This window comes from Sphingobacterium yanglingense, assembly GCF_004363245.1.
Classification (GTDB): Bacteria; Bacteroidota; Bacteroidia; order Sphingobacteriales; family Sphingobacteriaceae; genus Sphingobacterium; species Sphingobacterium yanglingense.
In genome coordinates this window covers 38,990-65,183 of the sequence record NZ_SNYV01000013.1, presented here as the reverse complement: position 1 = coordinate 65,183, position 26,194 = coordinate 38,990, and the positions used below count along the sequence as shown (strand labels likewise).

Genomic DNA, 26,194 nt, shown 5'->3' with positions numbered 1-26,194 from the left:
ACATTTGTTCTAAATTTGAATAATGAACACCAAAAATAAAATACTGCAGGTCGCGCTGGCACTTTATAACCAAGAAGGTATACGGAGTGTAACAACACGTCATATTGCTACAACAATGGGTATCAGTGCAGGTAATCTCCATTATCATTTTAAACATACAGAAGATATTATACTTGCATTATTTGAACAACTAACGGCTGCCTACGATACGATCGTCCAAAACCTGTCAGAGCACCCTGTTTTAAACCTAGCAGAACTCGAAGCTTACATAGACTCTTCTTTTTATTTGATTGAACAGTATCGCTTTATATTCATAAATTTTGTAGAGCTAGGCTCTTGGATTCCAAGTATCAGAGAAAGCTATCAAAAATTAGTTTCCAAGCGAGAGCAAGAGTTTTCCCGTCTGTTTACCAATCTAGTTAACGCTAATGTATTTCGATCGGACATCGCACCTGCACTACTAAATTCACTCGTACGGCAATTATTCTTGATATCGGACTTTTGGATATCATCCAATGAACTGACAGCACAGTTACGGGGTGAAGAAGCACTTCTTATTTATAGGCAGGATATACTTTCTATCTTTACGCCATATCTGCAATAATCCTCAACTCAATATTCCTAGATTATTCTTATTTTTCAAAATCATTATAGAATATCTTCATGTCACTAAACGATGTCAATACCCAGCCAAAAACAATAACAGTACAAATACTGCATCCGGAAATCCTTAAGGATGATTATCAGACATCTTTATACCAGATTATATTGGTGCGTGAAGCCATCTCTGTACAGATAGATTTTGCCGAGTACACCATTCCATCTCATTCTATACTTTTCCTTTCTCCCTATCAACACCTCAGCAGTACTACAAATATGGCAACGACATTCACACAACTATCCTTTCATGGCGACTACTACTGCATCGAATACCATAAAAAAGAAGTTGCCTGTAATGGAATACTTTTCAATAATATCTATGTACAACCTTATGTCACGGTATCACCGGTTCTTTTTCATGAAATAGCGACCATCTATCAGAAGATACAAGATGAAATACCTCATCATTCCGATGCAATCATAAAAGCTTACCTACAGCTCATCCTCGCACTCTGTAGCAAGGAAAAAAAACGCATCATGAAAGATTTTGTTCCCTTATCATTGCAGGACAATACCATCGGATATCAATTTCAAAAAGACCTTGAGCAATTTTTCCGCATACAGAAGACCGTGCTGTACTATGCCGACCGCGCAGGATTGAGTATCGATCGGTTTAGTAAAAAAATAAAACAGCAACTCGGTAAATCGCCTTCCACTCTCTTGCAGGAACGCACCACACTAGAAGCTAAAAAACTACTCCATCTCACCTATTTATCCATCAAGGAAATAGCAGACGAATTGCATTTTAATGACGAATACTATTTTAGCAGATATTTCAAAAAGAATGTCGGGGTATCTCCTTCTCATTATCGAGAACAAGTAGGTATATCCATTGTGGCAAAATAATCTATGTGATAGTCGTTTTTGTCCATTTCTCGCTCAGCTCCATTCACGATCTTTGCATAGAACACCTATTTCAAAAGATATGCAGTCTATACTACAGTTCCTGGCAAAGTCACAACAAACCTTCATTCATCTGATCCGCATCAGTATATTTATCGTCATGGCTTGGATTGGTGGCCTCAAAGCTTTTCAGTATGAAGCAGATGGGATCGTACCCTTCGTGGCCAATAGCCCCTTGATGAGTTTCTTTTATAAACATCCTTCTCCCGAGTATAAAGATTATAAAAATCCAGAAGGCCAGACCGTTGCCAAAAACATCAGTTGGCATGAATCCAATGGCACCTACCTATTTTCCTACGGCTTAGGTACCGCTATACTTCTTATTGGAATACTCACTCTCGCAGGTATATGGTCTGCAAAGCTTGGCCTTATAGGTGGCTTATTGACTTTCCTCATGTCGATAGTCACTTTATCCTTTCTAATTACCACTCCCGAGGTCTATGTCCCTAATCTAGGTGGAGATTTTCCAACTCCACAGTATGGCTTCCCATACCTATCAGGAGCAGGTCGATTAGTCTTAAAAGATATCATCATGTTGGCGGCCGGTCTAATAGTCTCCTCCGACGCTGCAACACGTGTTTTAAAACAGCGTTTAACAACCTTAAACCCATAAAAAACAAAAATCAATATAACTAACAACACTTGCAATAGACACAATCTATGCAATAATTCGTCAAGGCCCTTTCCGTTTTCCCTATTTTAGCAGAGCTTATCCAGCCATCACACACCGAAGCTAGTAGTTAGCTACGGGCAACGAGCAAGGACATCAATCCCTTTCTTTATCTGGATACTTTTTCAACGGCTATTTTAAAGTGTAGATTAGATACGTGTATAAAAATATGCCATTGCCAAACATAATTTAAAACTCCCACAAGGGATTCATATTTTAATTTTATAGTAAGCGATGACAAAACTTATCAATTTAAACGTTTTCAAAGATTTTTTCCAGTCGAGTAATGCAGGAGGAATCCTCCTATTCATCTGCGTTATCTTATCGATGCTTTTAGCAAACAGCAACTTTGCCGTTCCACTGCAAAACATACTCGACCAGCCTTTGGGGTTTGAAAACGACAGCATACATCTACGCTACCCCGTGTTGCTCTGGATCAACGATGGGCTAATGGCCGTATTCTTTCTTTTGGTAGGCCTAGAGATCAAACGAGAGATTGTTGAAGGAGAGCTATCATCTCCTAAGAAAGCTTCTCTACCCATCCTATGTGCTATCGGTGGGGCTATTGTGCCCGCACTTGTATACCTCAGCTTCAACGCTGGTCAGGAGACCGCATCGGGTTGGGGCATCCCAATGGCTACCGATATTGCTTTTGCTTTAGCTGTTATTAATCTTTTGGGAAATCGGATTCCGAGTAGTCTAAAAATATTCCTAGCAGCTCTAGCTATTGTTGATGACTTAATCGCCATTCTAGTCATTGCATTTTTCTATTCATCAGGCATCGAGACAACCTACTTATTATATGCCGCTATTGGCCTCGTAGTACTCATTATCATGAATAGAATGAATATCCTCAATCCCTATCTATATCTTATACCAGGAATATTTATTTGGTATTTTGTCCACCACTCAGGCATACACGCTACGATTGCCGGTGTTCTGGTTGCTATGACTATTCCAACCAATGATACGGATGTAGAGTCTCCACTCGAGCGTCTTGAGCATGCACTGACAAAACCTGTCAATTTTATCATTATCCCATTATTTGCCTTTGCAAATACCAATATCACACTGGAGAGCGAAATGGTAGCCGGGCTTACCTCTTCTTTGGGACTAGGGATATCTTTGGGACTATTATTGGGCAAACCGGTGGGTATATTGCTAACTTCCTACCTCTGTACAAAGCTAAAATTAAGTAGCCTACCAGAGGGCAGCACTTGGCGCCATATATTGGGAGTAGGTCTATTGGCCGGAATCGGATTTACCATGTCTATCTTTATAGCCATCCTTTCTTTCGGAGACCCACTACATGTATCAGAGGCAAAGCTTTCCATTCTGATTACTTCCCTATTGGCGGGCGTTATTGGTTACTTGGCATTACGATCTAATAAAACGTATTCAAACTAGTAGGTGCAAAACACCATAATGAGAGCTCATTGATGCCTTAGAATATAGAGTCGCATCAATAATAAGCACATTTTCAATAAAAAAGGGATTCCTAATATTTAGTGAATCCCTTTTTTTTATTCATGACTTCTTAATTTCCTATCCGCGCCACCTTTACTTTGTCCGAACCAAGTTTTGTTTTCAACCAGTTCTCCAATGTGGTTTGCGAAGCTTCTTCTAGTTTTTTATCCGAACTATACAGCAGGATGTTCTCATGATAGCTACTATCCGGACTGACGATTACCAACTGCTTTCCGATTGAGAAGGGTGCTAAATCAGGGAATAATATCGTAATTTCTTTAATCAGCTGCTTATCCTCGAAGGTATACGTCGACAATTGCTTTCTTAAATTCTGGATGGTAAAATCCTTTTCCGACACATTATAGGACTGCCTGTCGATTTCTTTTAGTATATCCTGTTTAAGATCCGTGCTATCTTGCCTCACCAATAATTCGGCATCCTTTATCTCATAAGCTTCCAATCTATCTTTTAATGCAACGAGTTCTTCATTTGAGAAACGCTTATCCAAAAATGCCAGTTCTATTTTTTTTGGTCGGCTGTTAAAACTAATTTTTTCATAAATAAGCGTATAGCCTTTGTCCACAAACTCCTTCTGAACGAATAATCCCACATTTTGAGAATATTTCTTTTCCTGTAACAGTACATAAGCCAAATAGAAACTAGGGACCAGCATGACTAAAATCAAGAAAGAAACCGTCCGGGTAATCCGTTTTTCCTTATCTGCATCGACAAACTTGACTTTCGGATATTTAAGCAACTTTACAATCAGGAACGTGGAGATACAAATAAAAAAACAGTTGATTGTGTACAGGTAGAGAGCCCCAGCAAAGTAGCTGGCATTCCCAATAGCCAGTCCATATCCGGCAGTACATAACGGAGGCATCAATGCCGTGGCGATGGCAACCCCAGGTATAGGGTTTCCTTTTTCTACCCTAGTAATTGCTATCACCCCCACTAAACCTCCAAAAAAGGCAATCAGTACATCATATATATTAGGCGACGTACGTGCCAATAGTTCAGATTGTGTTTCCTTAAAGGGACTTAGTACAAAATAAATAAAAGACACCAGCAAACTCACCAAGGTCGCAATCAACAAGTTCTTGAGCGACTTCTTCAATAAATCAAAATCATAGGTTCCCAAGGCAAATCCAGCACCCACAATTGGTCCCATCAATGGCGATATTAGCATAGCCCCAATGATAACAGCTGTCGAGTTCACATTAAGTCCGACAGATGCAACTACAATAGCACAGGCAAGAATCCACAGGTTAGCCCCACGAAAAGATATATTAGACAACACATTCTCTAGGACTTTCGCTTTAGAATCCTCTCCTTGGTGTAAATTAAAAAAATCATAGATTTTATTCATAAATCACATATTTATCAATCCAACCATACTATAGAATTGTAAACGAATATATGTATATTCTGAAAAACAACAAAGACAGTCCAGATATTACAAAAGCATTATGTTATCAACACACATATTCGTATTTTGTAATCTGCAATAGGAATCTTCCTATTCATTAGCCATGTTGTAATAAAATGAACTTAAACTTAGATAGCCCACATTTACGTACCAATATATTAACAGGTGAAAAAGTATTGGTATCTCCTCAAAGAAATAAACGCCCTTGGCAGGGACAAATCGAAGACATTATTGTCGGCGCCATGCCTCCACACGACCCTAACTGTTACTTATGCCCCAATAACTCGAGAGCCGGAGGAGACAACAATCCAGATTATAAAGACACCTATGTATTTATCAATGACTTTTCAGCACTGTTAGATAATACTATGGACGAGCCCATTGTAGAACCAGCAGACACAAAGCACTTATTACAAGCTACTCATGAAAGAGGTATTTGCAAGGTTATTGTTTTTAGTCCCCGGCATGATTTAACATTACCCGAAATGGAACTAGACAAAATAACGGCAGTGGTTGATCTTTGGCAGAGCGAATTTATAAGTCTACAGCAGATAGAATGGATTAAATACATACAGATATTTGAGAATAAAGGGGCTATCATGGGATGTAGCAATCCACACCCGCATGGCCAGATATGGGCACAGCAGTCGATACCGACTGAAATTGAAAAAGAAACCTATCGTCTTGAAAAATTCTACAAGCAATACAAGAAATCCCTTCTTTCAGATTATCTTGAGCTCGAGTTAAGAGAACAAACACGCATAGTCATCGAAGGTCTTCATTTTGCAGCAGTAGTTCCATTTTGGGCATCCTGGCCTTATGAGACATTGATTATCAGCAAGAGACATATACAACACATCGGTCAATTTACAATAGAAGAAAAAAATGACCTAGCCAAAATCCTTCAAGAGCTGACCATACGTTACGATAATATTTTTCAGACCTCATTTCCTTATTCTGCAGGTATGCACCAGTCTCCGGTCAATAGCGGAGCATACACCGGTTGGCATTGGCATATGCATTTTTACCCACCATTGTTACGGTCTGCAAATATCAAAAAATTCATGGTTGGTTACGAAATGCTGGCCAATCCTCAACGCGATATTACACCAGAGTCTGCTGCCGAGATATTACGTAACCAGTCAACCATACACTACAAAACCACCCGATAATAAACCATGTACAACACAGCATACCTTAACCAACAGTTTGTTCAGCACTTTCAAGTCGCCCCTACCTGCATCGCCAGTTCACCAGGACGTATCAATCTTATCGGCGAACATACCGATTACAATGAAGGCTTTGTTTTTCCAGCTGCAATAGACAGATACATTTATGTCGCATTATCAGCAAGAGAAGATAATGAAATTCATATCTTCTCAGCCGCCTACAATACTTACTTTAAAACCACACTGCTTCCTGAGACCTCAGAGACAGCGCCTGAATGGGCCAAGTATATATTGGGGGTCGTACAACTAATAAACGGCAAAAAAAGTATAAAATCGGGTATCAACCTCTTTCTAGACGGAGACATTCCTCTTGGAGCAGGCCTGTCCTCGTCGGCCGCGCTAACCTGTGCTACAGGTTTTGGAATCAATGCACTTTTTCAACTGGGATTATCGCGTTTAGAAATAGTACAAATAGGACAGCAGACCGAGCATAGATACATCGGGGTCAATTGCGGCATTATGGATCAATTTGCCTCTGTTATGGGCAAAGAAAACCAAGCTTTTGTCCTAGACTGCAAAGACCTATCATACCGTTATTTTGAATTACAATGGCCTGAATATGAAATTCTCCTTCTCAATAGCAATGTGAAGCACAATCTCGCCTCCTCAGCATACAACAAACGTAGAAAAGCCTGTGAGCAAGGCGTCGCATGGGTAAAAGAAAAGTATCCTGAAGTAAACACCCTACGCGATATCAATCTACAGCAGTTGGACGACATAGTCCGCCCTCTATCCGAGGATATCTTTATAAAATGTAGATTCGTTATCCAAGAAAACCTACGAGTACAACAAGCCAGCGACGCTATTCAACGTAAAGACATCACGCAGTTTGGCCGGCTTCTTTATGAAGCACACTGGGGCTTGAGTAAGGATTATGAAGTCAGTTGTGCCGAGTTGGACTTTTTGGTGCACTTTGTACAAGGACTTCCCGAAGTAGCAGGCGCCCGTATGATGGGCGGTGGTTTTGGAGGCTGTACCATCAACATTATCAAAAAAGGTAGTTCAACTGCACTAATCGATAAAATAACCACCGCTTACTTCGATAGATTTGGAAAGTCCCCTTCACCAATACAAGTAAAACTAAGCAACGGCACCTCACTATTAGAATATTAAAATCAAAAAGTAATACGTATATTTCCATTCAGAACAATCTAACCAGACAACCTTTATATAAACCCAATATGGCTATTCAAGATTATATCGTTTTTTTAGTGTATTTCATTATCGTAGCAGGTTATGGAATATATATCTACTTCAAGAAAAAATCTGCTATCGAAGGTTCCAAAGACTATTTTTTAGCAGAAGGTTCTTTGACGTGGTGGGCTATCGGTGCCTCCCTGATCGCTTCTAATATCTCAGCCGAACAGTTTATAGGCATGAGTGGCTCTGGTTTCAAAATAGGATTAGCTATAGCCACCTACGAGTGGATGGCCGCTGTTACTCTACTAGTTGTAGCGGTATTTTTTCTTCCAGTATATCTAAAAAATAAGATTTTTACCATGCCACAATTTCTCCATCAACGGTACAATGGGACCGTTGCTTTAATTATGGCGGTCTTTTGGTTATTACTTTATATCGTTGTCAATCTCACCTCCATACTTTTTCTTGGCGCTCTAGCGGTATCCAGTATTTCAGAATTAGACTTTAATCTATGCATGTATGGGCTAGCCATATTTGCGATATTTATCACCCTGGGCGGTATGAAAGTAATCGGGTATACCGATGTTATACAAGTATTCTTTCTAATCTTTGGCGGACTGGCCACCACCTATTTGGCCTTAGATTTAGTATCCAGCCACTTCGGGGGCACTGGCATTTTGGACGGTTACCGGCATGTCACGACCCATGCCTCAGAACATTTCCATATGATATTACACCCCGATAATCCCAATTACATAGATCTACCCGGACTAAGTGTCCTGATCGGAGGTATGTGGGTGATCAATTTAAGCTATTGGGGCTGTAATCAATATATTACCCAACGGGCCTTAGGAGCAGACCTTTCGACTGCACGGAATGGGCTTCTATTTGCGGCCTTTTTAAAACTTTTAATGCCTATTATCGTTGTTTTGCCAGGCATTGCTGCTTACGTACTCTACAAAGAAGGACTCTTTCAACAAGAAATGACCAGCGGTGGAGAGCTTAATCCAGATCGGGCCTACCCTGTACTCCTGAATCTTCTCCCTACAGGACTTAAAGGCTTGTCCTTTGCAGCATTGACTGCCGCCGTCGTCGCTTCTTTAGCAGGAAAAGCAAATAGTATTGCCACTATATTCACACTAGACATCTACAAAAACCTCTTCCATAAAGAGGCTTCAGAAAAAAAAATGGTCAATATTGGTAAGATAACAATTGTAGTCTCTATGCTATTGGCTGTAATAATAGCTCCACACTTAGGAATAGATAAAAAAGGAGGCTTCCAATATATACAAGAATACACCGGATTTGTGTCTCCTGGGATTTTCGCCATGTTCTTATTGGGTTTCTTCTGGAAGCGCACCACCTCCAACGCGGCTTTGTTTGCGACGATTGGAGGTTTTCTATTTTCTTTGCTTCTGAAATTTTTACCCAAAATGGTAGACTTGTCCTTCTTAGCGTCCGCCGGATTTGCCGTTCCGGTCAACGGGATCTACGAAATACCGTTTATAGATAGAGTTGCTATCGTATTTATTACCTGTTTAATAGGAATGTATTTAATAAGTATATATGAAAACAAAAAAGGAGTGATACCAAAGGGCCTTGAAATAGATATAAAGATGTTCAAACTCGACCGCTCGTTTGCCGTCGGTGCATTATTGGTATTAGGCATAACAGCAGCTTTATATACGTTATTCTGGTAAATCAGATGCTTACAAAAGTTCGCTTAACACCTAAATAAAAATAAATTTGCACTTGTGTAAAAGATACACTATCTTTGCAGTATCATAATTTAGGTTTATAATTGGTTATAAAAGGTTTTCATTCTCCCCGTTTGAAAACCTTTTTCTTTTTACCCAAATCCTTCTTTTTGAGCCCAATGCGGTCAATTATTTACCCAGTCCGACCTTATAAGCACGCAATGCCCTATCCCTTGCAAAAGCATGTTCTACTATTTTACACATCGATTTAGATTCAAAATCCAGATTCCAACGTTTCACGTAAATCAGATCTTTATCAAATTTTCGAAGTTGCTCTTCCGGATTGAATATCCGGAAATAGGGTGCCGCATCACAACCACAACCTGCCGCCCACTGCCAATTCCCCACATTGGCACTAGCATCATAGTCCAATAGTTTACTAGCGAAATACGCTTCCCCAAAACGCCAGTCAATCAATAGGTGTTTCGTCAAAAAGCTTGCGACCACCATCCGTACCCTATTATGCATAAATCCTGTTTCATTCAGTTCACGCATACCTGCATCCACCAATGGATATCCTGTTTCTCCATTGCACCAAGCCTCAAATTCACGCTCATCATTGCGCCACACAATCCCTTCATAAGCGGGTTTAAAACATTGCGTCAGGGATTTCGGAAAATGAAATAAGATCTGCATAAAGAACTCACGCCAGATCAGTTCATTCAACCAGGTTTCATTGTGCTCGCTGGCCAGCAAAACACACTGACGAATAGAGATCGTACCAAAACGCAGGGCCACTCCTAGCCTCGTAGTACTATCCATCCCTGGAAAATCCCTATTCTTATCGTAATCGTTGATATCTGCAGCCCTAATATCTGGTTCTTCAAATAGGATGTCAGTTTTTTGAAAACCTATTTCATCCAAAGTAGGTATCTCTTTCAAATCCAACTTTTCAAACCAATCGTCCTTGATTTCAAATGGCAGTAAATCTTTCGGATCGAGCTTTGACTTCCAGACACGGCTATAGGGGGTAAATACCGTATACGGTGTGCCATCCTTCTTCATTACCTCTGATTTTTCAAAGATAACCTGGTCCTTAAAAGCCTCAAAACCGATTCCCTCTCCAACTGCCCAGGCCCTAACCAGTTCGTCTCTACGTACCGCATCCGGCTCATAGTCCACATTACAAAAAATGGAGTCTATTGAAACTACTCGGTTCATATCCTTAAAAATATCGATCGGGTTACCGATATATACCCGCAGATCAGTCCCGAACACATTCAGCTTCTGTTGCAACAGCAGCAGTGCCTGATGGATATAATCCACCCGTCTATCATATGTAGAGGGCAATTTCGATAAAATAGTAGTGTCAAAAATAAAAATGGGCCGTACCTTTTTCCCATTAGCCAGCGCACGGCAGAGACCATGGTTATCCTCCAACCTAAGGTCCCGTCTGAACCAAAACACATTTAATTTTTCCTTCGTCATTTCTAGATTTTGATATTCCTTTCGCTCCACACCCTAGTCCTTATAAATCACATATTTTGTGCGCATCTTTTTATACGCTGTCAATCCAGGTGCCCAACTCGCACGGATTTCCTTTTCACTGACACCTCTTTCGATCTGTTGGCGAAGGTCATCAACTCCCGACAGGTTCTCAAACCTTCCTATCTGGTCCGAAAAACTATTATCAAAGAACTTGTCCTTCTCAGGTGATTTTTGGTATAGTTCAATGATCCACGAAAGATTCAATCTCTTACTATCCACCAATTTTTGAACATCATACGAACGCAGATCCAATCCGTAACACAGCTCATTCATAAAAAGAGGCCGCTCACTCATTCCCTTCTTACTCACTGGTGTAAAAGAGAAACTATAAATCCCTTTATAAGCTGGACTACCAATAATTGTAAATGGATAATCTGTACCTCTACCATGATTGACCTTCACTCCCTCAAAAAGACAGGTACTTGGATATAGCAGAATACTCTGCTCGGTATTAAGATTTGGCGAGGGGCTTACGGGCAACCTGTACAACATGTGGTGCGCATAGTTTTCTACTGGAATAATCTTCAGCTTACATTTCTTTGCCGACGACATCCAACCTTCTCCATTGATCATCTGTGCAAACTCAGCAATCGTCATTCCATGCGCTATAGGTACTGGAAACTGTCCTATACCAGACTTATGCTTTTCATCCAATATCGGGCCATCGATCAGATACGCATTGGGATTAGGTCGATCCAAAATCAACATTTCCTTACCATGTTCGGCACAGGCTTCCATAATATCCCGTAGGGTATTGATATTCGTATAAAAGCGAACTCCCATATCCTGCACATCGAAAATAAAAACATCGACATCCGCCAAGTCTTTCCCAGATGGCTTCCTCTTATTACCATATAACGAAATAATAGGAATATTCGTTTGCGGATCCACCTCATCACCGACCTCGGTACCGTTACTTGCATTACCTCTAAATCCATGTTCAGGGCCGAATATCTTAACGACATTGACTCCCATGGTCAGTAGTGTATCTACAAGATGCTTGTTCTTAACAACCGTAGAAGGATTACCTAATATAGCGACTCGTTTACCTTTTAAATAGGGAACATAGTGTTCCGTTCGCTCTGCGCCGGTCCGGATTCTATCGTTGCAATAGTCCAAAGCGCGTTGGGCATTCAGCTCTGGTATTAGTAAGAACAACATACAGCTGTTCAAGAAAAAAACAATTCTAAAGTTCATAAGTTTAAGATTATTGGACTATTAATATTTATCTAAATTTAATCATTTTTCTTTCTTAACAATAGCATCCCATATAACACCTCTAACAGCTTACATATCCTCTTGACAAGACCTTGCCCTATTTTTCGTAGACAGACAACATGCTCCAAAGCCTGTAACAGCATTATCCCCAGCCGATTCAGACAGAATAGGATATTCGTTTTTCTCAAAAAAATTACGTATATTTGCAGCATCACAAAAGGCCCCTATATCTTATCCTTGAGCCACTCCGCTAATTTAAGACATACACCTTTCATTTATTATATTTTATATCTTTAATTCTATTTAATGGCTAAAAGTCAACTTACATTCAACAAAAAAGAACGCGCGAAGAAAAAACAACAGAAGAAACAAGAAAAGCAAGAAAGACGGGAAATAAATAAGTCCAACAACAACAAAGGAAAATCGTTGGAAGAAATGTTTGCTTATGTAGATGAGTTCGGAAATATCTCCGACACCCCGCCTACACAAGTTTACAAATTCAAAGAAGAAGATTTACACCGTCCTGCAGATATTGAGGATGAGTTTCTCTACGGCAAAGTCTCCTACTACAATGAAACTGGAAACTATGGTTTTATCAGAGATAACGAAACTCGAGAGACTGTATATTTCAACGATAAGTTAGCAGGAATGGTATTGACCCTAAATCAGAAAGTCAAATACAAATATACAAGAACTAAACAAGGCAATCAGATTTCTGAAGTAGAGCTGATGTAATCTTGCTTATAGTTTACTTATAATATTCTGAGAGGTTGCCCGATATAAACGAGCAACCTTTTTTTATGGAGAACCATCATCACTGCGGGCGATTCTATTGGAATCAGAAAAGCCCTAGTGTCCGCCTAGCCCTTCCGCTTGGGTATGTTTATCCTGGGGTAGCATCCATCGTATCACAAAATACAAGGCTACCGCAGAGAAAGCAAGTATTGCGCCTGTTCCCAACCATAACGTATCGAAGCCCAGCTGATGCACAATCTGTGTCCCTAATAAAGGGGTGATGATAAATGAGAACGAAAAGCTCATTCCGTTCATTCCCATATAGGCACCTTGATTTTTCTTCCCTGAACGTAGAGCCGTAATCGTAGACATAAACGGCAGCACCAATATCTCACTAACGCTCAATAAGGTAATCGACAGTATTAAAATAGAAAAATGGTGATCAAACGCCAGTATAGCGTAGGCCACAGCACACAATAATGCGCCATATAAAATTGTCTTTGCTATCGACAAATATTTGTCTGCAAAATTAACCACTAGCATCTCCAATAATACAATTATGAAACCACTATAGCCCAACACATAACCTATTGTAGCCTGATCCATCTTCGCTACTTCTTTGTAGAAAATCGGAATCGTATTGAAAAACTGAAAGAAACAGATCGAGAATATCGTACAGAAGAAACAGAAGATAATAAAAGGCACATCTTTATAAGGCGACTTACTTTTATCGTCCGCTTTTACCGGTAGTTCATCGATATGTTTTTGACGTTCCTGTACCTTCGCCTGAAATACCTTATGTCTTTTTCTAAAGAATTTCACATATACAATCCCCGCGATCAAAGCTCCAGCCGTATTAATGGCAAACAGGAATTCATACGAAATAGCCGATAGGATACCGCCTAATGCTGGTCCTATAGAAAACCCTAGATTTACCGCCATTCTATTCAAAGAAAAGGCACGGGTCAGATTTTGCGGCTTTGCATACTTTGTAATAGCCACCGAATTGGCCGGTCGAAACGTCTCGCTTATAATACTCTGTAATAAGATAATGCACGCCATTCCTTCCACTGTTGGGAATAGCGGTATCATAATAAAGAGCGGTGCACTAAGGAACAAACTTAGGCTCTGTACGCGATATTCTCCAAATCGATCCGTAAAGAAACCTCCCAACCAAGAGCCGATAACAGAACCGATACCGTAAAAACTCAGTACAATCCCAGTATGTGTAATATCAAAATTGAGATGCCCGGTCATATACACACCCAAAAAAGGAATAACCATGGAGCCTGTCCTATTGATCAACATAACAATGGAAAGCATCCATGCTTCCTGAGATAATCCCTTAAAAGAATCCGTGTACGCGCGTAATATATTCACTTGGCTATTTCTAATTAATATTTCAAAAATCACTCTAATCTGCCCAAAAGTACGAAAATCTCCGTAGAGCATCATCTTTCAATTGCTTTATGACAGAAAAGAAAAACAAGTCTTTGAATCGTTACACCGAAATAATATCAGAAGACAGCTCCATAACAGCGATATTTCTACAAAATATTCGGAAACAACACCTAGTAGCCTATTAATCGAGGAGATAACTTATTTTTGCCCATAGGGCCATGTCCTAACCATTTACTACCCTCTGCTTAGAGTCTATAGCATCAGGTAGAAAGATAAAGCTAAACAACAACATGCAATACTGGAAAAAGATTAATTTTGACGAGCAAAGGCAGCTTATCACAGATGCTCTCTCCAAGAACATCGACTATCAAAAAATAATAACACTCGGTGTACCCGGCTCCAAACTGGACGGTCAGGTATTTTATGATCAGGCCACCTTCTTAAAAGAGGCTCCTTTTCTTCAATCCATCGTTCAAAACCCCAACCATATCGGTTGCCACACCCTTGGTGACTCCGAACCCTATTTTGCCGGTACACAGGAGATCGAGCGTGAAGTCATCAAAATATTAAGTGAAGATATTCTAAAAGCAGAAAGCAGCAGCTGTGATGGTTATATTGCAACAGGCGGTACCGAAGCCAACATACAGGCCTGTTGGATGTACCGCAATCTCTTTACACAGGAATACAATGCCCGTCTTGACGAGATATTACTTATTGCTTCCGAGGACACCCATTATTCCGTACACAAAGCTTCCAACTTATTGCAGATAGACTTCCTGTCTATTCCTGTCCATATGGAAAACAGAGCCATTGTCTCTAGCGAACTAGAAAACCTTGTTGCTCAAGCCAAACAAGACGGAAAGAAATATGCAATTGTTATTTCCAACGTCGGTACCACCATGTTTGGTAGTGTAGACAATCCTGACGAGTATGCAGCAGTTCTAGCTAAGCATGGTTTCCTATTCAAAATACATATGGATGCTGCCTTTGGTGGTTTTATCTACCCTATTGTACAGCGCGACAACAATATTGGTTTTGACAATCCTCATGTCTCCTCCGTAACACTGGATGCCCATAAAATGCTTCAGGCTCCCTACGGTACCGGTGTGTTTCTATCCAGAAAAGGATTGATCCAACATGTTCTCACCAAAGAGGCCAAGTATGTAAATGGGATGGACATTACCCTTAGCGGCAGTAGATCTGGAGCCAATGCGATTGCAGTATGGATGATACTGCAGACCTACGGACCACATGGCTGGCTTGAAAAATTAAACACCCTGCTCTATAGGACCACCGTATGTTGTACCGATCTAGATCAGCTAGGTATACGATATTATAGAAATCCACAGATGAATATCATCACCATCCGCGCATCAGATATACCGAGTAGCCTAGTGCAGGAGTTTGGTCTTGTACCGGACTCGCATGGAGATAGCTCCCAATGGTATAAAATCGTCGTGATGGATCACGTCCAGATTGATGTCCTAAAGCAATTCACCGAAAAACTATCCGCAGTTAGCAAATAGAGAAAGGGACTTCCCTTTCTCTACTTTTTATTACAAAGAGAACCAGTAGTTGACCTTCATCATAAAAGTATTACTCGCAGGTAGTCCAAACATACGATCCAGGTTATTACCCCAGCCCGGTTGGTACACCATATCATTGCGTGACTGGTTATGCTCCCATACCACATAGATAGTAGAGCCCGGCAAATACTCCCACCGTGCTACTAAATTGGAGCGGAATTCATTAAAGCTAAAATTTGGGTTTTTGAATGCATAACTGGCATTCCCCTCCTGGGCAGTATAACTACCATCCGTAGTCTGCACCTTCTCCTCCGCAAATGTCGTAAACCGATCGCTATACTCCTTAGCATCCATGTTTTTCGCCAGCTTAAACCTGTCGTAAACCGCCGTAGAAGTAAATGGCGATCCATAGTATTGGATTGAGATATCCGGTGTCACATTCATCTGTAGGTTCAAGGTCACTCCGTATGTCTTTTGATCCATATGTCCCAATATATAGGCATTTGGGCCGGCTGTTGCTCCCGTAGGTTTCACTGTTCCCACATACTGCAGGTCATCCTTGTTCCAAGCATAGTTAAACTGTCCTGCCACACGTAGATGGTTGCCCATACGAATTACCATACTCGGATGTAATGCATTATAAGCTGTCTTTTCGTCCACATAATGACGACCGTTATACTCCATTTTGAACATCACCGGTTTTGCTCTATCCGTACTGATCATCGCATTAGTTTCAAAATTGGCATTATAGCGCATATCTGGCCCTCCACGTAACCGTCGGCTATCGATTGTATTCCAGTTAAAAATCTCTTTGATATCCATCTCTATACGGCGCTTGATACTCAGACTGCGCCATCGAACCGCAAAATCATTATTGACCGCCTTTCCACCGTAATTCCATATATTTTTTTGGGTCAGGTTGATTCCGGCAAAGCGAAAAGGTCCCCAAGGGTCGGTCTTACGGAATACCACCTCCGATTCATTCGATTTGTAATCTGCCTGCTTCATATAGCCTACATCATTCAGATCAAAACCCGGTGAGGCCCAACTAAAGGTCTGGGAAAAATTCCATTGGGCATTTCCTTTTTTTCCTGCTTTAACGTATCCACTACTTCCTTGCAGGGCCGTTTGCTCTGGTCGAAGATCCAGGTAAGAGCTTCCCGACTCCCGCTGATAGTAATGCGCGGCATTTTGCTTTGTATTCAAAATTGCTGATGCAGAGCCATGCAATGTGCTGAACATCCCTTTCGCATCGATATAGTAAAGCCGGTTTGCAAAGTATTGCGTAAAATCGATACCTGCCGCAAAAGCATTTTCAATCAAGGCATCTTTCAGATGCTCTGCTCGAAGATTTCTATTGACCGACGTCAGCATCCCCCCCAGCAGTGTATTCCCGGCCCAATTTTTCTGCACACGCGCTACTGTATAGTTGGTCAATGGTTCCGTAATCTCCCGATCCTCAATACCGCTACGCATCACCCGTGAGGAAGTCTGTGCCGTAATACTTTCCAATAGACCTACAGTCACACCACTTTTAGTTGTTCCTGTCAATTTTAACGCTCCAAGAATCGGTATAGGACTAGCTGTACTCGCATAGTTATCGACATTGTCGATTCCCTTCGGTTGATACGAGGGCATAGCGCCAACGCGTCTCGAATAAAACATCATTCCTCCCTCGTTATTATCAAACTCCAAGATATGTTTGCCCTCCAGGAAAAAAGGACGCTTTTCGTCATAGAAAATTTCATATGCGGAGAGATTCATCACTGAAGGATCCAGCTCGACCTGTCCATAGTCCGGATTCACTGTCAGGTCCATTGTAAAATCATTCAACGCAAACTTCGCATCCATTCCAACATTACGTCCCCATCTACTTCCCTTCTGAAAAGGGCTATTTGGTATTTTCGGTTCCTTTGTAAATTTGGCCATTGCATAAGGCAAGAACTCAATTCCTTTCGGTTTTGGTAAGTCTGTCATCCCATGCATCTCCCCAAACGAGAAAACGTGACCATTATTTTTTATCGGTATCAAGCTCCAGTTCTGTACTTCATTATTACGACGGATGATACGACGTACATGCAGTCCCCATTTACCGTCCCCGTTATCCTGGTTATAGCGTAATTGGCTGAATGGAATACGCAACTCGGCAGTCCAGCATGAGTCCGTCTTATTGATATGCGTCTGTCCCTCCCATACTGCATTCCAGCTCAGATTTACAGAAAGCTTATCCGTGACTGTCAGATCTGTTTTATTTCCTCCGAGATTGATATTGAACTCCGATGCAACACGATAATCGTGATAGGTATCAAAAGCAATGCTAACCAGATCACCATTACTATTATCATCTCTGTTACCGATAAAAGCGTTCATCGTTTCCGGAAATGCATCCTTGCAATACACCCCTATATAGATATTCACATCATCATAAAACAACTTTACTCTGGTCCAGGAAGCGGTATAGGCTCTTTCGAAAGGAATGACCTGAGAAAACTTCTCCGACCACTCCCCCTTCTCCTGCCAGATGCTTTCGTCTAACTTACCATCGATGCGGGGGCGTTCGCCGGAGAGCTTGGTAATATTGTAGGTCCGTTTGTAAGCGTCTTCAAAAGAGACGACCTCTTTTCTCTCATGCTGACCATAGCCCAGCAAAGAATAGAAAAGACAGCAAAGAAAAGCGCAATAATACTTCATGAATGGTTTATCGTTTTGATTAGGTTGAGATTACGATACATCAAACTTAAAGAAAATGGTTTACATTTAGGGAATTACGTGCAATTAATTTTGACCATTAGGAATTCACCTGATTTTTTGGCATCTCCAAAGATTATCTCTTATCTTAGTATCCTATGCATATAAGACCCGAAAATAACAACGATCACCAAGCGATATCAGTCCTTATCCAGGATGCTTTTAAAAATGAAATACACAGTGACCATAGGGAACATCTTCTCGTAGAACGGCTTCGCCGCTCTGCTGCATTTATACCAGAACTTTCCTTAGTTGCCGAACTGGATCAACAGATTGTCGGTTATATTCTATTAACCCGAATTCATATTGCCAGCCCCTTATCCGGAGCGGTCTCCTCCTTGGCATTGGCCCCCGTAGCAGTCAGCCCGTCCTATCAACAAAGAGGAATTGGTAGCCGTCTAATACAGTATGCCCACGATAGAGCGCGGGATCTCGATTTTGGCTCAGTAGTCGTATTGGGACATGAAGATTATTACCCTAGACTGGGGTATAAAATGGCCAAAACCTATGGGATTAGCTTACCATTCGATGTACCTGAAGAGAATTGCATGGTCATCGAGCTACAGGAAGATGCATTGATGGGACACAGCGGTCAGGTCATCTATCCAAAAGAATTTATGGAATAATCTAGGGTACTTTTTCCAATTCCAAAAATGCCTGTGACAGAAATTGAATTGTATCCGAGGGCAAAAGACTATACACACCTATCTCTGCTACCGCTATATCCGCAGCCCGTCCGTGCAGATATACTCCCATCACCGCAGCTTCCTCCGTAGAATATCCTTGCCCGAGCAAAGCTGTGAGAACACCCGTCAATGCATCGCCACTACCTCCCGTCGCCATTCCGACATTGCCTGTACTATTAAAATAAACCCGTCCATCCGCCAGTACAATTGCCGTATTAGCCCCCTTGATCAAGATGCATAACTTATATCGGGCAGCCAACTGCTTTGTTTTTTCGATCTTCTCCCAGTCATTATCCCATGTGCCAATGATACGTTTCAGCTCCTTAGGGTGAGGTGTCAGAATACTCCGCGGAGGAATCAACTCCAACAGGTCGGGTTCTTGTGCCAATACATTCAACGCATCAGCATCCAATACCAATGGGATCAACGGTGCGGCAGTCAGAAATTCACGAAAAGCCCCTTTTGTCTTTTCCTCTGTCCCCATACCTACACCTAGTCCTATAGCTTGGTAAGGAGCTATATCGGGAAAAGAAGAAATTAAGTTCTCCTGCTCATCCGTAATCAACATGGCTTCCGGCACAGCCGTCTGCAATATGCTGTACCCACAGTGTGGCACATACAATGATAATAACCCACAGCCCGAGCGTAGCGTAGCTTTCGCTGCCAGCTGCACAGCCCCTATCTTACCGTAGCTTCCTCCTAAAATCAGCGCGTGGCCAAATACTCCTTTATGTCCAAATTTCTTACGTCTTTTATAAAATGGCTGTATATCTTCCTTCGTCACATAGATACTATCCGATGCCACGCGTGCCATTGCCTCCTCGGTCAGGCCTATATCCAATACCTCAAATCCCTCAAAAAACAACTGGTTATCCGGCATCAACAACGCCAGCTTTGGACTTTGAAAAGTCAATACCTCATGCGCATACACCACCGGGCAACCTATCGGCGTCGGACTGTCGGACAACAATCCGGAAGGCATATCTACCGCGATGACCTTACAGCCCGAGGTATTTATTTGCCCAACGATATGTTGCCAGGAATCATCCAGTCCACGCTGCATTCCATAACCAAATAGGCAGTCCAGTATTACAGCATCTTCAGGGATGTCTAACTGATCTTCAAGCGCAAACTTTTGTATCAATGAAACAGGATTTCGCTTTTGGGCATCTTTATTATCCTCCGAATAGGATGTAGCGTCTAGAAGATACAGGCTTACCTTTGCCTGCCGCTGCCGTAGGTATTGCGCCAATACCAAACCATCTCCGCCATTGTTCCCTTTTCCGCAAACAACCACAAAACGTTCCTGCGATAGAACATGCCTACTTTCTAGAGCTGCCAAGAGCACACCAGCAGCACGCTCCATCAGCTGAAAACTGGAAATACACTGCTGTTTAGCCGTTTCCCTATCTACCAAAGCCATTTGCTGCGCCGTAAAGATCTTTGCCATAGCTAATCTATTTTAATCTCAAACATTTTATCCCAATTTTTCCCTGTCACAAAAAAGGTATTTGTTTTTTTATTATAAGCTATCCCGTTCAACACGTCCAAATCAACATGTTGTGTAACCATCGTCTTTAATTTTGATAAATCTATCAATCCTTCTACCACACCTGTAACCGGATTAATGATACCAATCAAGTCCTCCTGATAAAAATTGGCAAAGATTTTACCGTTTACCCATTCCAACTCGTTGATGGTCGGCACAGGTCCTTCACTGGTGACCACCTGTATGATATCTTTGGGTTTAAAATCTCCTGCATTCAACACATATATCTTTTCAGAACCATCACTCATAAACAGATCTTTCCCGTTATTGGTAAGCCCCCACCCTTCCATCGGCTTAAAATAAGGGAGCGTTTTCTTTTTCTCCAGGGTTGATATATCGTAGACATACGCCTCATTATTCTTATAGGTCAATTGATAAAGCTCACTATTCAAAATTGTGGTGCCCTCTCCAAAGATATTATCATCTAAAGTTATCATGCGCTCAACCTTTCCGGTTTTCAGATCCACAATTCGAACACTGGATTTTCCTTTTTTGCCACTTCGCCCTGCCCCATTACCAGTACTTTCCAAAAGCTTGTCTCCATAAAACTCAAGCCCCTGCGTGTAAGCCTCGATATCGTGGGGATAGGTATTTACCAGTTCATAATTACGCAGTTTTGGTTCCATAGCCGGTAGATAATCGACTCGCACATTTGCCTCTTCGGTCCCCGTATTCACATAAATTGTTGCTTTGACGACTTTAATACCAAACTTGCTTTTACCAAAATCGTAGTTTAACTCCTCATTGCCATTTACCCGACCTATCACATCACCATCGATAGCATACAGAACAGAATCGATATTTGCCCCTTCTGGTCCCTTCACTGTCAAAGACAGCGTATCCCCAGGATTATACTTCACCTTAAAGCCCTCACTTACGATCGAATAGGTTGAATCCTGTGTTTCAACAGGCGCATTGCTTTTCTGACCTTCCTTCGTTCCCGAGTTGCATGCCCCTAGTGATAATACCAATAAAGCGCAACCCATAAAATTTCTTGCGTACATGGCTTCTATTTTTTTAAATAATCAATCACCGCCATCACATCCTTGCTTCCCAATCCCTCTCGTTGAGCAGCACTATATGTGTCGATCAACGGTTTGGTCAGCGGATAATCTGCTCCTGCTTCTTGAGCCAACAATACATCCTTCAGCATCAGGTCCAATGCAAATGCTGGGCTATAATCATCTTTCAATAGTAACGGTGTCTTCACCTTTGTAGCACCACTGCCACTTGCGCTTTCATTAATAATCTCTAACATATCCGTCCGGGATACCCCCAGGCTGCCAGAGAAAAGAACCGTTTCGGCCAGTCCCTGATATAGCGTTGACAAGAAATAATTGATAGCGAGCTTTGCAGCTATCCCTTGTCCATTTTTCCCAACATGCTTGGTCAGCTTGCCCATCTTCTCAAAATAAGGCATTGCGCGCGCAATGTCAGGATCGTCACCACCTGCCATAATAATCAATGTACCTTCCGTAGCTGGCATGGTACTACCTGCCACAGGCGCATCCACAAACGATGCTCCACACTCCCGCATCGTTACAGCCAATTGCTGGCTCAGCTTTTGGGAGATAGTACTCATATCCACAAAAAGCTTTCCTTTGATATCCTCCTTTGCAATGACCTCATATACCGCCGATACGGCAGCATCGTTGGTCAACATCGTAAATACAATATCATTGGATGCCACGAGTGTTTCCATATCTGGCGATACCACCGATTGTTGGGCAAAGCCAGCTGCCTTCTGTGCGGTCCTGTTATATACAGTAAGTGGGAATCCTGCCTTTTCCAAATTCTTGGCCATAGGGTACCCCATATTGCCCAAACCTATAAATCCTATATTTTCCATAATCATATCTTCTTCTATACATACTAGTATACGAATTTTCGGTCACACATCACGACTCGACCATCGATTATCTTTCCGAGACGGCTCTGAATAAAAGATATTTTTGTCTTTTATTCAGAAATACCTATATTTGTTTCATCAATCACCACAGAGATCAATAACAGTAACATGGAAATAATATCTCTTCTAGAAAACATCAGCTATGCAGAAAATCATCCTTCTGCCCAGGTTCTGATCAATAATGCTTACAGCAAGGAAATCCGTATCACTTTTCGGGAGGGACAGGAAATGAAAGCCCACAAGGCTCCCTACCCTATTATCGTAGAGGTCGTCGAAGGTTTTATCGATTTTGGTGTTGGAGAAGCTCGTTATTCCCTACCAAAAGGATCGCTCATTAGCCTTGAGGGCAATATCGTACATGACCTTAAAGCTACTGCCGATAGCATAGTACGTCTTTCCCTTTACAAAGGAGATCAGATAGAACGGGTACAACAAGCAGTAGAAGGAAAATAATCAATGGGACTTTTTTCTAAAACATGTGAGTATGCGATGCGGGCGGTTTTTTATATTGCCAGTCACTCCGCTGATGGGAGCCGTCCAGGTATCAAAGAGATTGCCGAAAACATCAACTCCCCGGAACATTTTTTAGCCAAAATACTACAAAAGCTCAGTAAAGGCGGAATTATCTCCTCCATCAAAGGTCCCAATGGCGGTTTTTACATCGAGCCTAATGGACTGAAACGCCCCTTAGCAGACATCATCACCTGCCTAGAGGGAGACGAAATATTTACAGGTTGCGGCATGGGACTCAGCTACTGCTCCGAAAGCAACCCCTGCCCTCTTCATAATGAATTTAAGAAAGTTAGAAACCAGTTGACCCACATGCTTTATAATACCAGTATCGGAGAGTTTAACAGCGAGCTTTTGACAGGAGCCCTTACGCTCAACAAATAACTTTTTTTAAACCCTAATAAAGGACAAAAACATCCACTATTAGATTGACGAGAAATCAATTTTGGATATCGCGCACAAAAATAGAAGACAAAAATATCTTTTAATTATTCAATATATCATGACAACAGATCAAATACAACTCGTAAAAAGCACAGTACCTATACTAAAAGAACATGGCGTATTACTGACCAGCCATTTTTACAAACGTATGTTCGTACACAATCCAGAGCTAAAGCATGTTTTTAATATGGGCAATCAGCAGAACAGCAGACAACAGACTGCCCTAGCTATGGCGGTACTCGCTTATGCCGAGCACATTGAGAACCCGGCGGTATTAATGCCTGCTGTAGACCATATCGGCCACAAGCATACGAGTCTAGACATCCGTCCGGAGCATTATGCTATCGTCGGACAGCACCTGATTGCTTCGATTTCCGAAGTGCTAGGGGACGCTGCTAGTCCCGAATTGCTCGAGGCATGGACGCTCGCCTACCAACAGCTTGCTGCCATCATGACTGGCCACGAACAAAAAATCTATAGCCAGCAGACCGCAAAAAAGGGCGGATGGACAGGATGGCGGCCATTTGTCGTCCGAGAACGGGTCAAAGAGTCTGCCGAAATCACCTCATTCTATCTGTATCCTTCTGATGGAGGCGATGTAGCCGATTATCTGCCGGGACAGTATATCAGTCTTCGTTTGTTCCTTCCTGAACTCAATCTTCTACAGCCACGCCAATACAGTATCTCTTGCGCGCCCAATGGAAAATACTATCGGATCTCTGTAAAACGAGAAGCCGGCAGCCAGCATCCCGATGGTATGATCAGCAATCGCCTTCATGACCATATCTATACCGGAGACCTTGTCGAACTGACTGCTCCAGCTGGTTCCTTTGTGCTAAACAAACAGACTCCATCACATAAGGTTTTCATCAGCGGTGGTGTCGGCCAGACTCCACTATTGTCTATGCTAGAATATATTGTCTCCACACCAGACGTACGGAGCATACCAGCCGTAACCTGGATCCACGGATGCCGCAGCGAACAGGTACACGCATTCAAGGATAAAATAGCCGAGATCAGTGTAAACTATACTCAACTAGATCAACATATCTTTTACGAGAACGAACAATCTACGGCAAAAAATCACTACCGGGGACGTGTCGAACTCGAATTATTGAAAAACGAAATATTAAAACCCGAGACTGATTACTATATTTGTGGGCCAGCTCCTTTCATCAGCAAGCATTATGATTTTCTGATTACCAATGGCGTACCTATTGAAACCATACACTTTGAAGAATTTGGGCCTGCATCCCTTCAATTGAACTAGCAGGTCTCCGTTATATTGTTGTACCAAACCACTAACTATAGAAGGGTTTCTATCAGGCTTTAATCATCACTCATCGAGGATGTAGCTTTTTAGAAGCCCTTTGCCCTTTAAAAAGTGAATTTACGAGAAGCAAAGAGGCTTCTTCTTACCATATTAACCGACTTCTACCTTGTTTATTCTAGATAATTTATCTAAGTTTAACGCTCAATAATATAACATCAAAACTACAATGATAGAAGTCAAACCAAATCCTTCCATGCTTGCTCACCAAGGCAGCTATGGTGAGTATGGGGGAGCCTATATTCCACCCGTATTAGAGAAACAATTACAACAACTCGCTGATTTTTTTGACAACGAAACACAAAAAGCAGAGTTCAACGAAGAGTTCATTCAACTGCTAAAAAACTACGTTGGAAGACCTTCTGCCCTATTTCATGCTAAAAATCTAAGTGAATACGTAGGTTCTAAAATATACTTAAAACGTGAGGACCTCAACCATACAGGCTCACATAAGATCAACAACTGTATCGGACAAATCTTACTTGCTAAGAGAATGGGAGCAAAAGAGATCATTGCCGAAACTGGAGCTGGCCAACATGGAGTTGCCGCTGCTACAGCATCGGCGTTGCTAGGCATCCCTTGTAAGGTGTTCATGGGAGCGATAGATGTCGAGCGTCAAGCCCTCAACGTGAGACGTATGCGTCTCCTAGGAGCAGAAGTTATCGCTACAGAACTCGGTAGCAAAACCCTTAAAGATGCCGTCGATGCGGCTTTGGGTTATTATATCGAGAATCCGACGTCTTTCTATCTATTGGGATCACACGTAGGCCCACACCCTTACCCTAAGATGGTCGGCTACTTCCAGTCCGTAATCGGTCAGGAAGCCCGTCAGCAGATCCTTGCATTTGAAGGACGCTTACCCGATAGCATTTTTGCTTCGGTAGGTGGTGGCTCCAATGCTATAGGCTTGTTCTCTGGTTTCTTAGAAGACAAAGAAGTATCTATCCATGGTGCCGAAGGTGGTGGCGATGGTACCTATCCAAACACGGCTGCTACCCTATCATTTGGCAAACCTACCGTATTCCAAGGTACACGTTCCTACTGTCTTGTCGATGACAATGGCGAACCGATAGCTTCCAAATCCATTGCAGCGGGTTTGGATTACCCAGGAATATCACCGCAACACGCCTATCTAAAAGATACGAACCGCGCACAATACTATCCGGTTACGGATCAAGAGGCAATCGAGGCTTACAAGTTATTGTCCCGCCTAGAAGGGATTACTACTGCCATCGAAAGTGCCCATGCCGTAGCCTTAGCGATCAAGTTACTGAAAGGTAAAAACGAATTGGCTATCGTCAATGTATCCGGTAGAGGAGACAAAGACGTCGAGCGGGAGATGTAATAGCTTTAACAGATATTTGTGCGGATACAATCCGCACAAATATTTGTTAA

At 41.9% G+C, this 26,194-nt stretch carries 22 protein-coding genes; 14 read left to right on the top strand and 8 right to left on the bottom strand.

Annotation, left to right across the window (positions count from 1 at the left end; all coding sequences use genetic code 11):
• Positions 1-22 precede the first annotated feature (22 nt).
• From CLV99_RS08705 to nhaA, 4 genes are all read left to right on the top strand, one after another.
• Entirely contained in the window at positions 23-604 is a 582-nt protein-coding gene (locus CLV99_RS08705) for a TetR/AcrR family transcriptional regulator (RefSeq protein ID WP_133584125.1), read from the top strand.
• A 59-nt stretch (positions 605-663) separates the two neighbouring features.
• Positions 664-1,506, top strand: coding sequence for a helix-turn-helix domain-containing protein (locus tag CLV99_RS08700; protein WP_133584124.1), 843 nt, complete (start codon positions 664-666; stop codon positions 1,504-1,506).
• A gap of 79 nt (positions 1,507-1,585) precedes the next feature.
• Positions 1,586-2,176, top strand: a complete 591-nt coding sequence (rclC, locus tag CLV99_RS08695; RefSeq protein ID WP_133584123.1) for a reactive chlorine resistance membrane protein RclC — start codon at positions 1,586-1,588, stop codon at positions 2,174-2,176.
• A 291-nt stretch (positions 2,177-2,467) separates the two neighbouring features.
• Positions 2,468-3,640 (top strand): Na+/H+ antiporter NhaA, encoded by a 1,173-nt coding sequence (gene nhaA, locus CLV99_RS08690; protein WP_133584122.1) that lies wholly within the window; start codon positions 2,468-2,470, stop codon positions 3,638-3,640.
• A gap of 130 nt (positions 3,641-3,770) precedes the next feature.
• Here nhaA and CLV99_RS08685 read toward each other — a convergent pair whose 3' ends face one another.
• Complete coding sequence (locus CLV99_RS08685) at positions 3,771-5,069, bottom strand: DUF389 domain-containing protein (protein WP_133584121.1); 1,299 nt, start codon at positions 5,067-5,069, stop codon at positions 3,771-3,773.
• A 176-nt stretch (positions 5,070-5,245) separates the two neighbouring features.
• Here CLV99_RS08685 and CLV99_RS08680 point away from each other — a divergent pair, with 176 nt between their 5' ends.
• The 3 genes from CLV99_RS08680 (at position 5,246) to CLV99_RS08670 (ending at position 9,198) form a co-directional block, all read left to right on the top strand.
• Complete coding sequence (locus CLV99_RS08680) at positions 5,246-6,301, top strand: UDP-glucose--hexose-1-phosphate uridylyltransferase (protein ID WP_133584120.1); 1,056 nt, start codon at positions 5,246-5,248, stop codon at positions 6,299-6,301.
• 6 nt (positions 6,302-6,307) lie between these two features.
• The gene (galK, locus tag CLV99_RS08675; RefSeq protein ID WP_133584119.1) at positions 6,308-7,471 is read left to right on the top strand and encodes a galactokinase; all 1,164 of its coding nucleotides are present in this window, start codon (positions 6,308-6,310) and stop codon (positions 7,469-7,471) included.
• 68 nt (positions 7,472-7,539) lie between these two features.
• Positions 7,540-9,198 carry a sodium:solute symporter family transporter gene (locus CLV99_RS08670; RefSeq protein ID WP_133584118.1) on the top strand — a complete coding sequence of 553 codons (1,659 nt, stop codon included), beginning with the start codon at positions 7,540-7,542 and terminating at the stop codon, positions 9,196-9,198.
• Between the two features lie 186 nt (positions 9,199-9,384).
• Here the strand turns inward: CLV99_RS08670 and CLV99_RS08665 are convergent, their stop codons facing one another.
• Together CLV99_RS08665 and CLV99_RS08660 are read right to left on the bottom strand one after the other, a co-directional pair.
• Positions 9,385-10,683, bottom strand: coding sequence for a cryptochrome/photolyase family protein (locus CLV99_RS08665; RefSeq protein ID WP_133584117.1), 1,299 nt, complete (start codon positions 10,681-10,683; stop codon positions 9,385-9,387).
• A gap of 33 nt (positions 10,684-10,716) precedes the next feature.
• On the bottom strand, positions 10,717-11,940 hold the full coding sequence (locus CLV99_RS08660) for an exo-beta-N-acetylmuramidase NamZ family protein (RefSeq protein ID WP_133584116.1): 1,224 nt from the start codon (positions 11,938-11,940) through the stop codon (positions 10,717-10,719).
• Positions 11,941-12,267: 327 nt separating this feature from the next.
• Between CLV99_RS08660 and CLV99_RS08655 the strand changes: the two genes are divergently transcribed.
• A complete protein-coding gene (locus CLV99_RS08655) occupies positions 12,268-12,696 on the top strand; it encodes a cold shock domain-containing protein (RefSeq protein WP_133584115.1) in 429 nt (142 codons plus the stop codon).
• 114 nt (positions 12,697-12,810) lie between these two features.
• Here the strand turns inward: CLV99_RS08655 and CLV99_RS08650 are convergent, their stop codons facing one another.
• Positions 12,811-14,151, bottom strand: coding sequence for an MFS transporter (locus CLV99_RS08650; protein WP_246032720.1), 1,341 nt, complete (start codon positions 14,149-14,151; stop codon positions 12,811-12,813).
• A gap of 236 nt (positions 14,152-14,387) precedes the next feature.
• Here CLV99_RS08650 and CLV99_RS08645 point away from each other — a divergent pair, with 236 nt between their 5' ends.
• Entirely contained in the window at positions 14,388-15,623 is a 1,236-nt protein-coding gene (locus CLV99_RS08645; protein WP_133584114.1) for a pyridoxal phosphate-dependent decarboxylase family protein, read from the top strand.
• Between the two features lie 30 nt (positions 15,624-15,653).
• On the opposite strand, the gene CLV99_RS08640 is transcribed toward CLV99_RS08645, so the two are convergent.
• Entirely contained in the window at positions 15,654-18,314 is a 2,661-nt protein-coding gene (locus CLV99_RS08640) for a DUF5916 domain-containing protein (RefSeq protein WP_133584113.1), read from the bottom strand.
• Between the two features lie 155 nt (positions 18,315-18,469).
• On the opposite strand from CLV99_RS08640, the gene CLV99_RS08635 reads away from it, so the two are divergent.
• Positions 18,470-18,997 carry a GNAT family N-acetyltransferase gene (locus CLV99_RS08635; RefSeq protein ID WP_133584112.1) on the top strand — a complete coding sequence of 176 codons (528 nt, stop codon included), beginning with the start codon at positions 18,470-18,472 and terminating at the stop codon, positions 18,995-18,997.
• Between the two features lies 1 nt (position 18,998).
• On the opposite strand, the gene CLV99_RS08630 is transcribed toward CLV99_RS08635, so the two are convergent.
• Genes CLV99_RS08630 through CLV99_RS08620 form a run of 3 tightly spaced genes read right to left on the bottom strand, consistent with a single transcriptional unit; the run spans position 18,999 to position 22,455 of the window.
• Positions 18,999-20,507, bottom strand: a complete 1,509-nt coding sequence (locus tag CLV99_RS08630; protein ID WP_133584111.1) for an NAD(P)H-hydrate dehydratase — start codon at positions 20,505-20,507, stop codon at positions 18,999-19,001.
• A gap of 2 nt (positions 20,508-20,509) precedes the next feature.
• Entirely contained in the window at positions 20,510-21,610 is a 1,101-nt protein-coding gene (locus tag CLV99_RS08625; RefSeq protein WP_133584110.1) for a glutaminyl-peptide cyclotransferase, read from the bottom strand.
• 5 nt (positions 21,611-21,615) lie between these two features.
• A complete protein-coding gene (locus CLV99_RS08620) occupies positions 21,616-22,455 on the bottom strand; it encodes an NAD(P)-dependent oxidoreductase (RefSeq protein ID WP_211348471.1) in 840 nt (279 codons plus the stop codon).
• A gap of 168 nt (positions 22,456-22,623) precedes the next feature.
• Here CLV99_RS08620 and CLV99_RS08615 point away from each other — a divergent pair, with 168 nt between their 5' ends.
• From CLV99_RS08615 to trpB, 4 genes are all read left to right on the top strand, one after another.
• On the top strand, positions 22,624-22,968 hold the full coding sequence (locus tag CLV99_RS08615; protein ID WP_133584108.1) for a cupin domain-containing protein: 345 nt from the start codon (positions 22,624-22,626) through the stop codon (positions 22,966-22,968).
• Positions 22,969-22,971: 3 nt separating this feature from the next.
• Positions 22,972-23,409, top strand: a complete 438-nt coding sequence (locus CLV99_RS08610) for an RrF2 family transcriptional regulator (RefSeq protein ID WP_133584107.1) — start codon at positions 22,972-22,974, stop codon at positions 23,407-23,409.
• Between the two features lie 118 nt (positions 23,410-23,527).
• Positions 23,528-24,739, top strand: a complete 1,212-nt coding sequence (hmpA, locus tag CLV99_RS08605; RefSeq protein ID WP_133584106.1) for an NO-inducible flavohemoprotein — start codon at positions 23,528-23,530, stop codon at positions 24,737-24,739.
• A gap of 229 nt (positions 24,740-24,968) precedes the next feature.
• On the top strand, positions 24,969-26,144 hold the full coding sequence (trpB, locus tag CLV99_RS08600; RefSeq protein WP_246032719.1) for a tryptophan synthase subunit beta: 1,176 nt from the start codon (positions 24,969-24,971) through the stop codon (positions 26,142-26,144).
• The last annotated feature ends 50 nt before the right edge of the window (positions 26,145-26,194 follow it).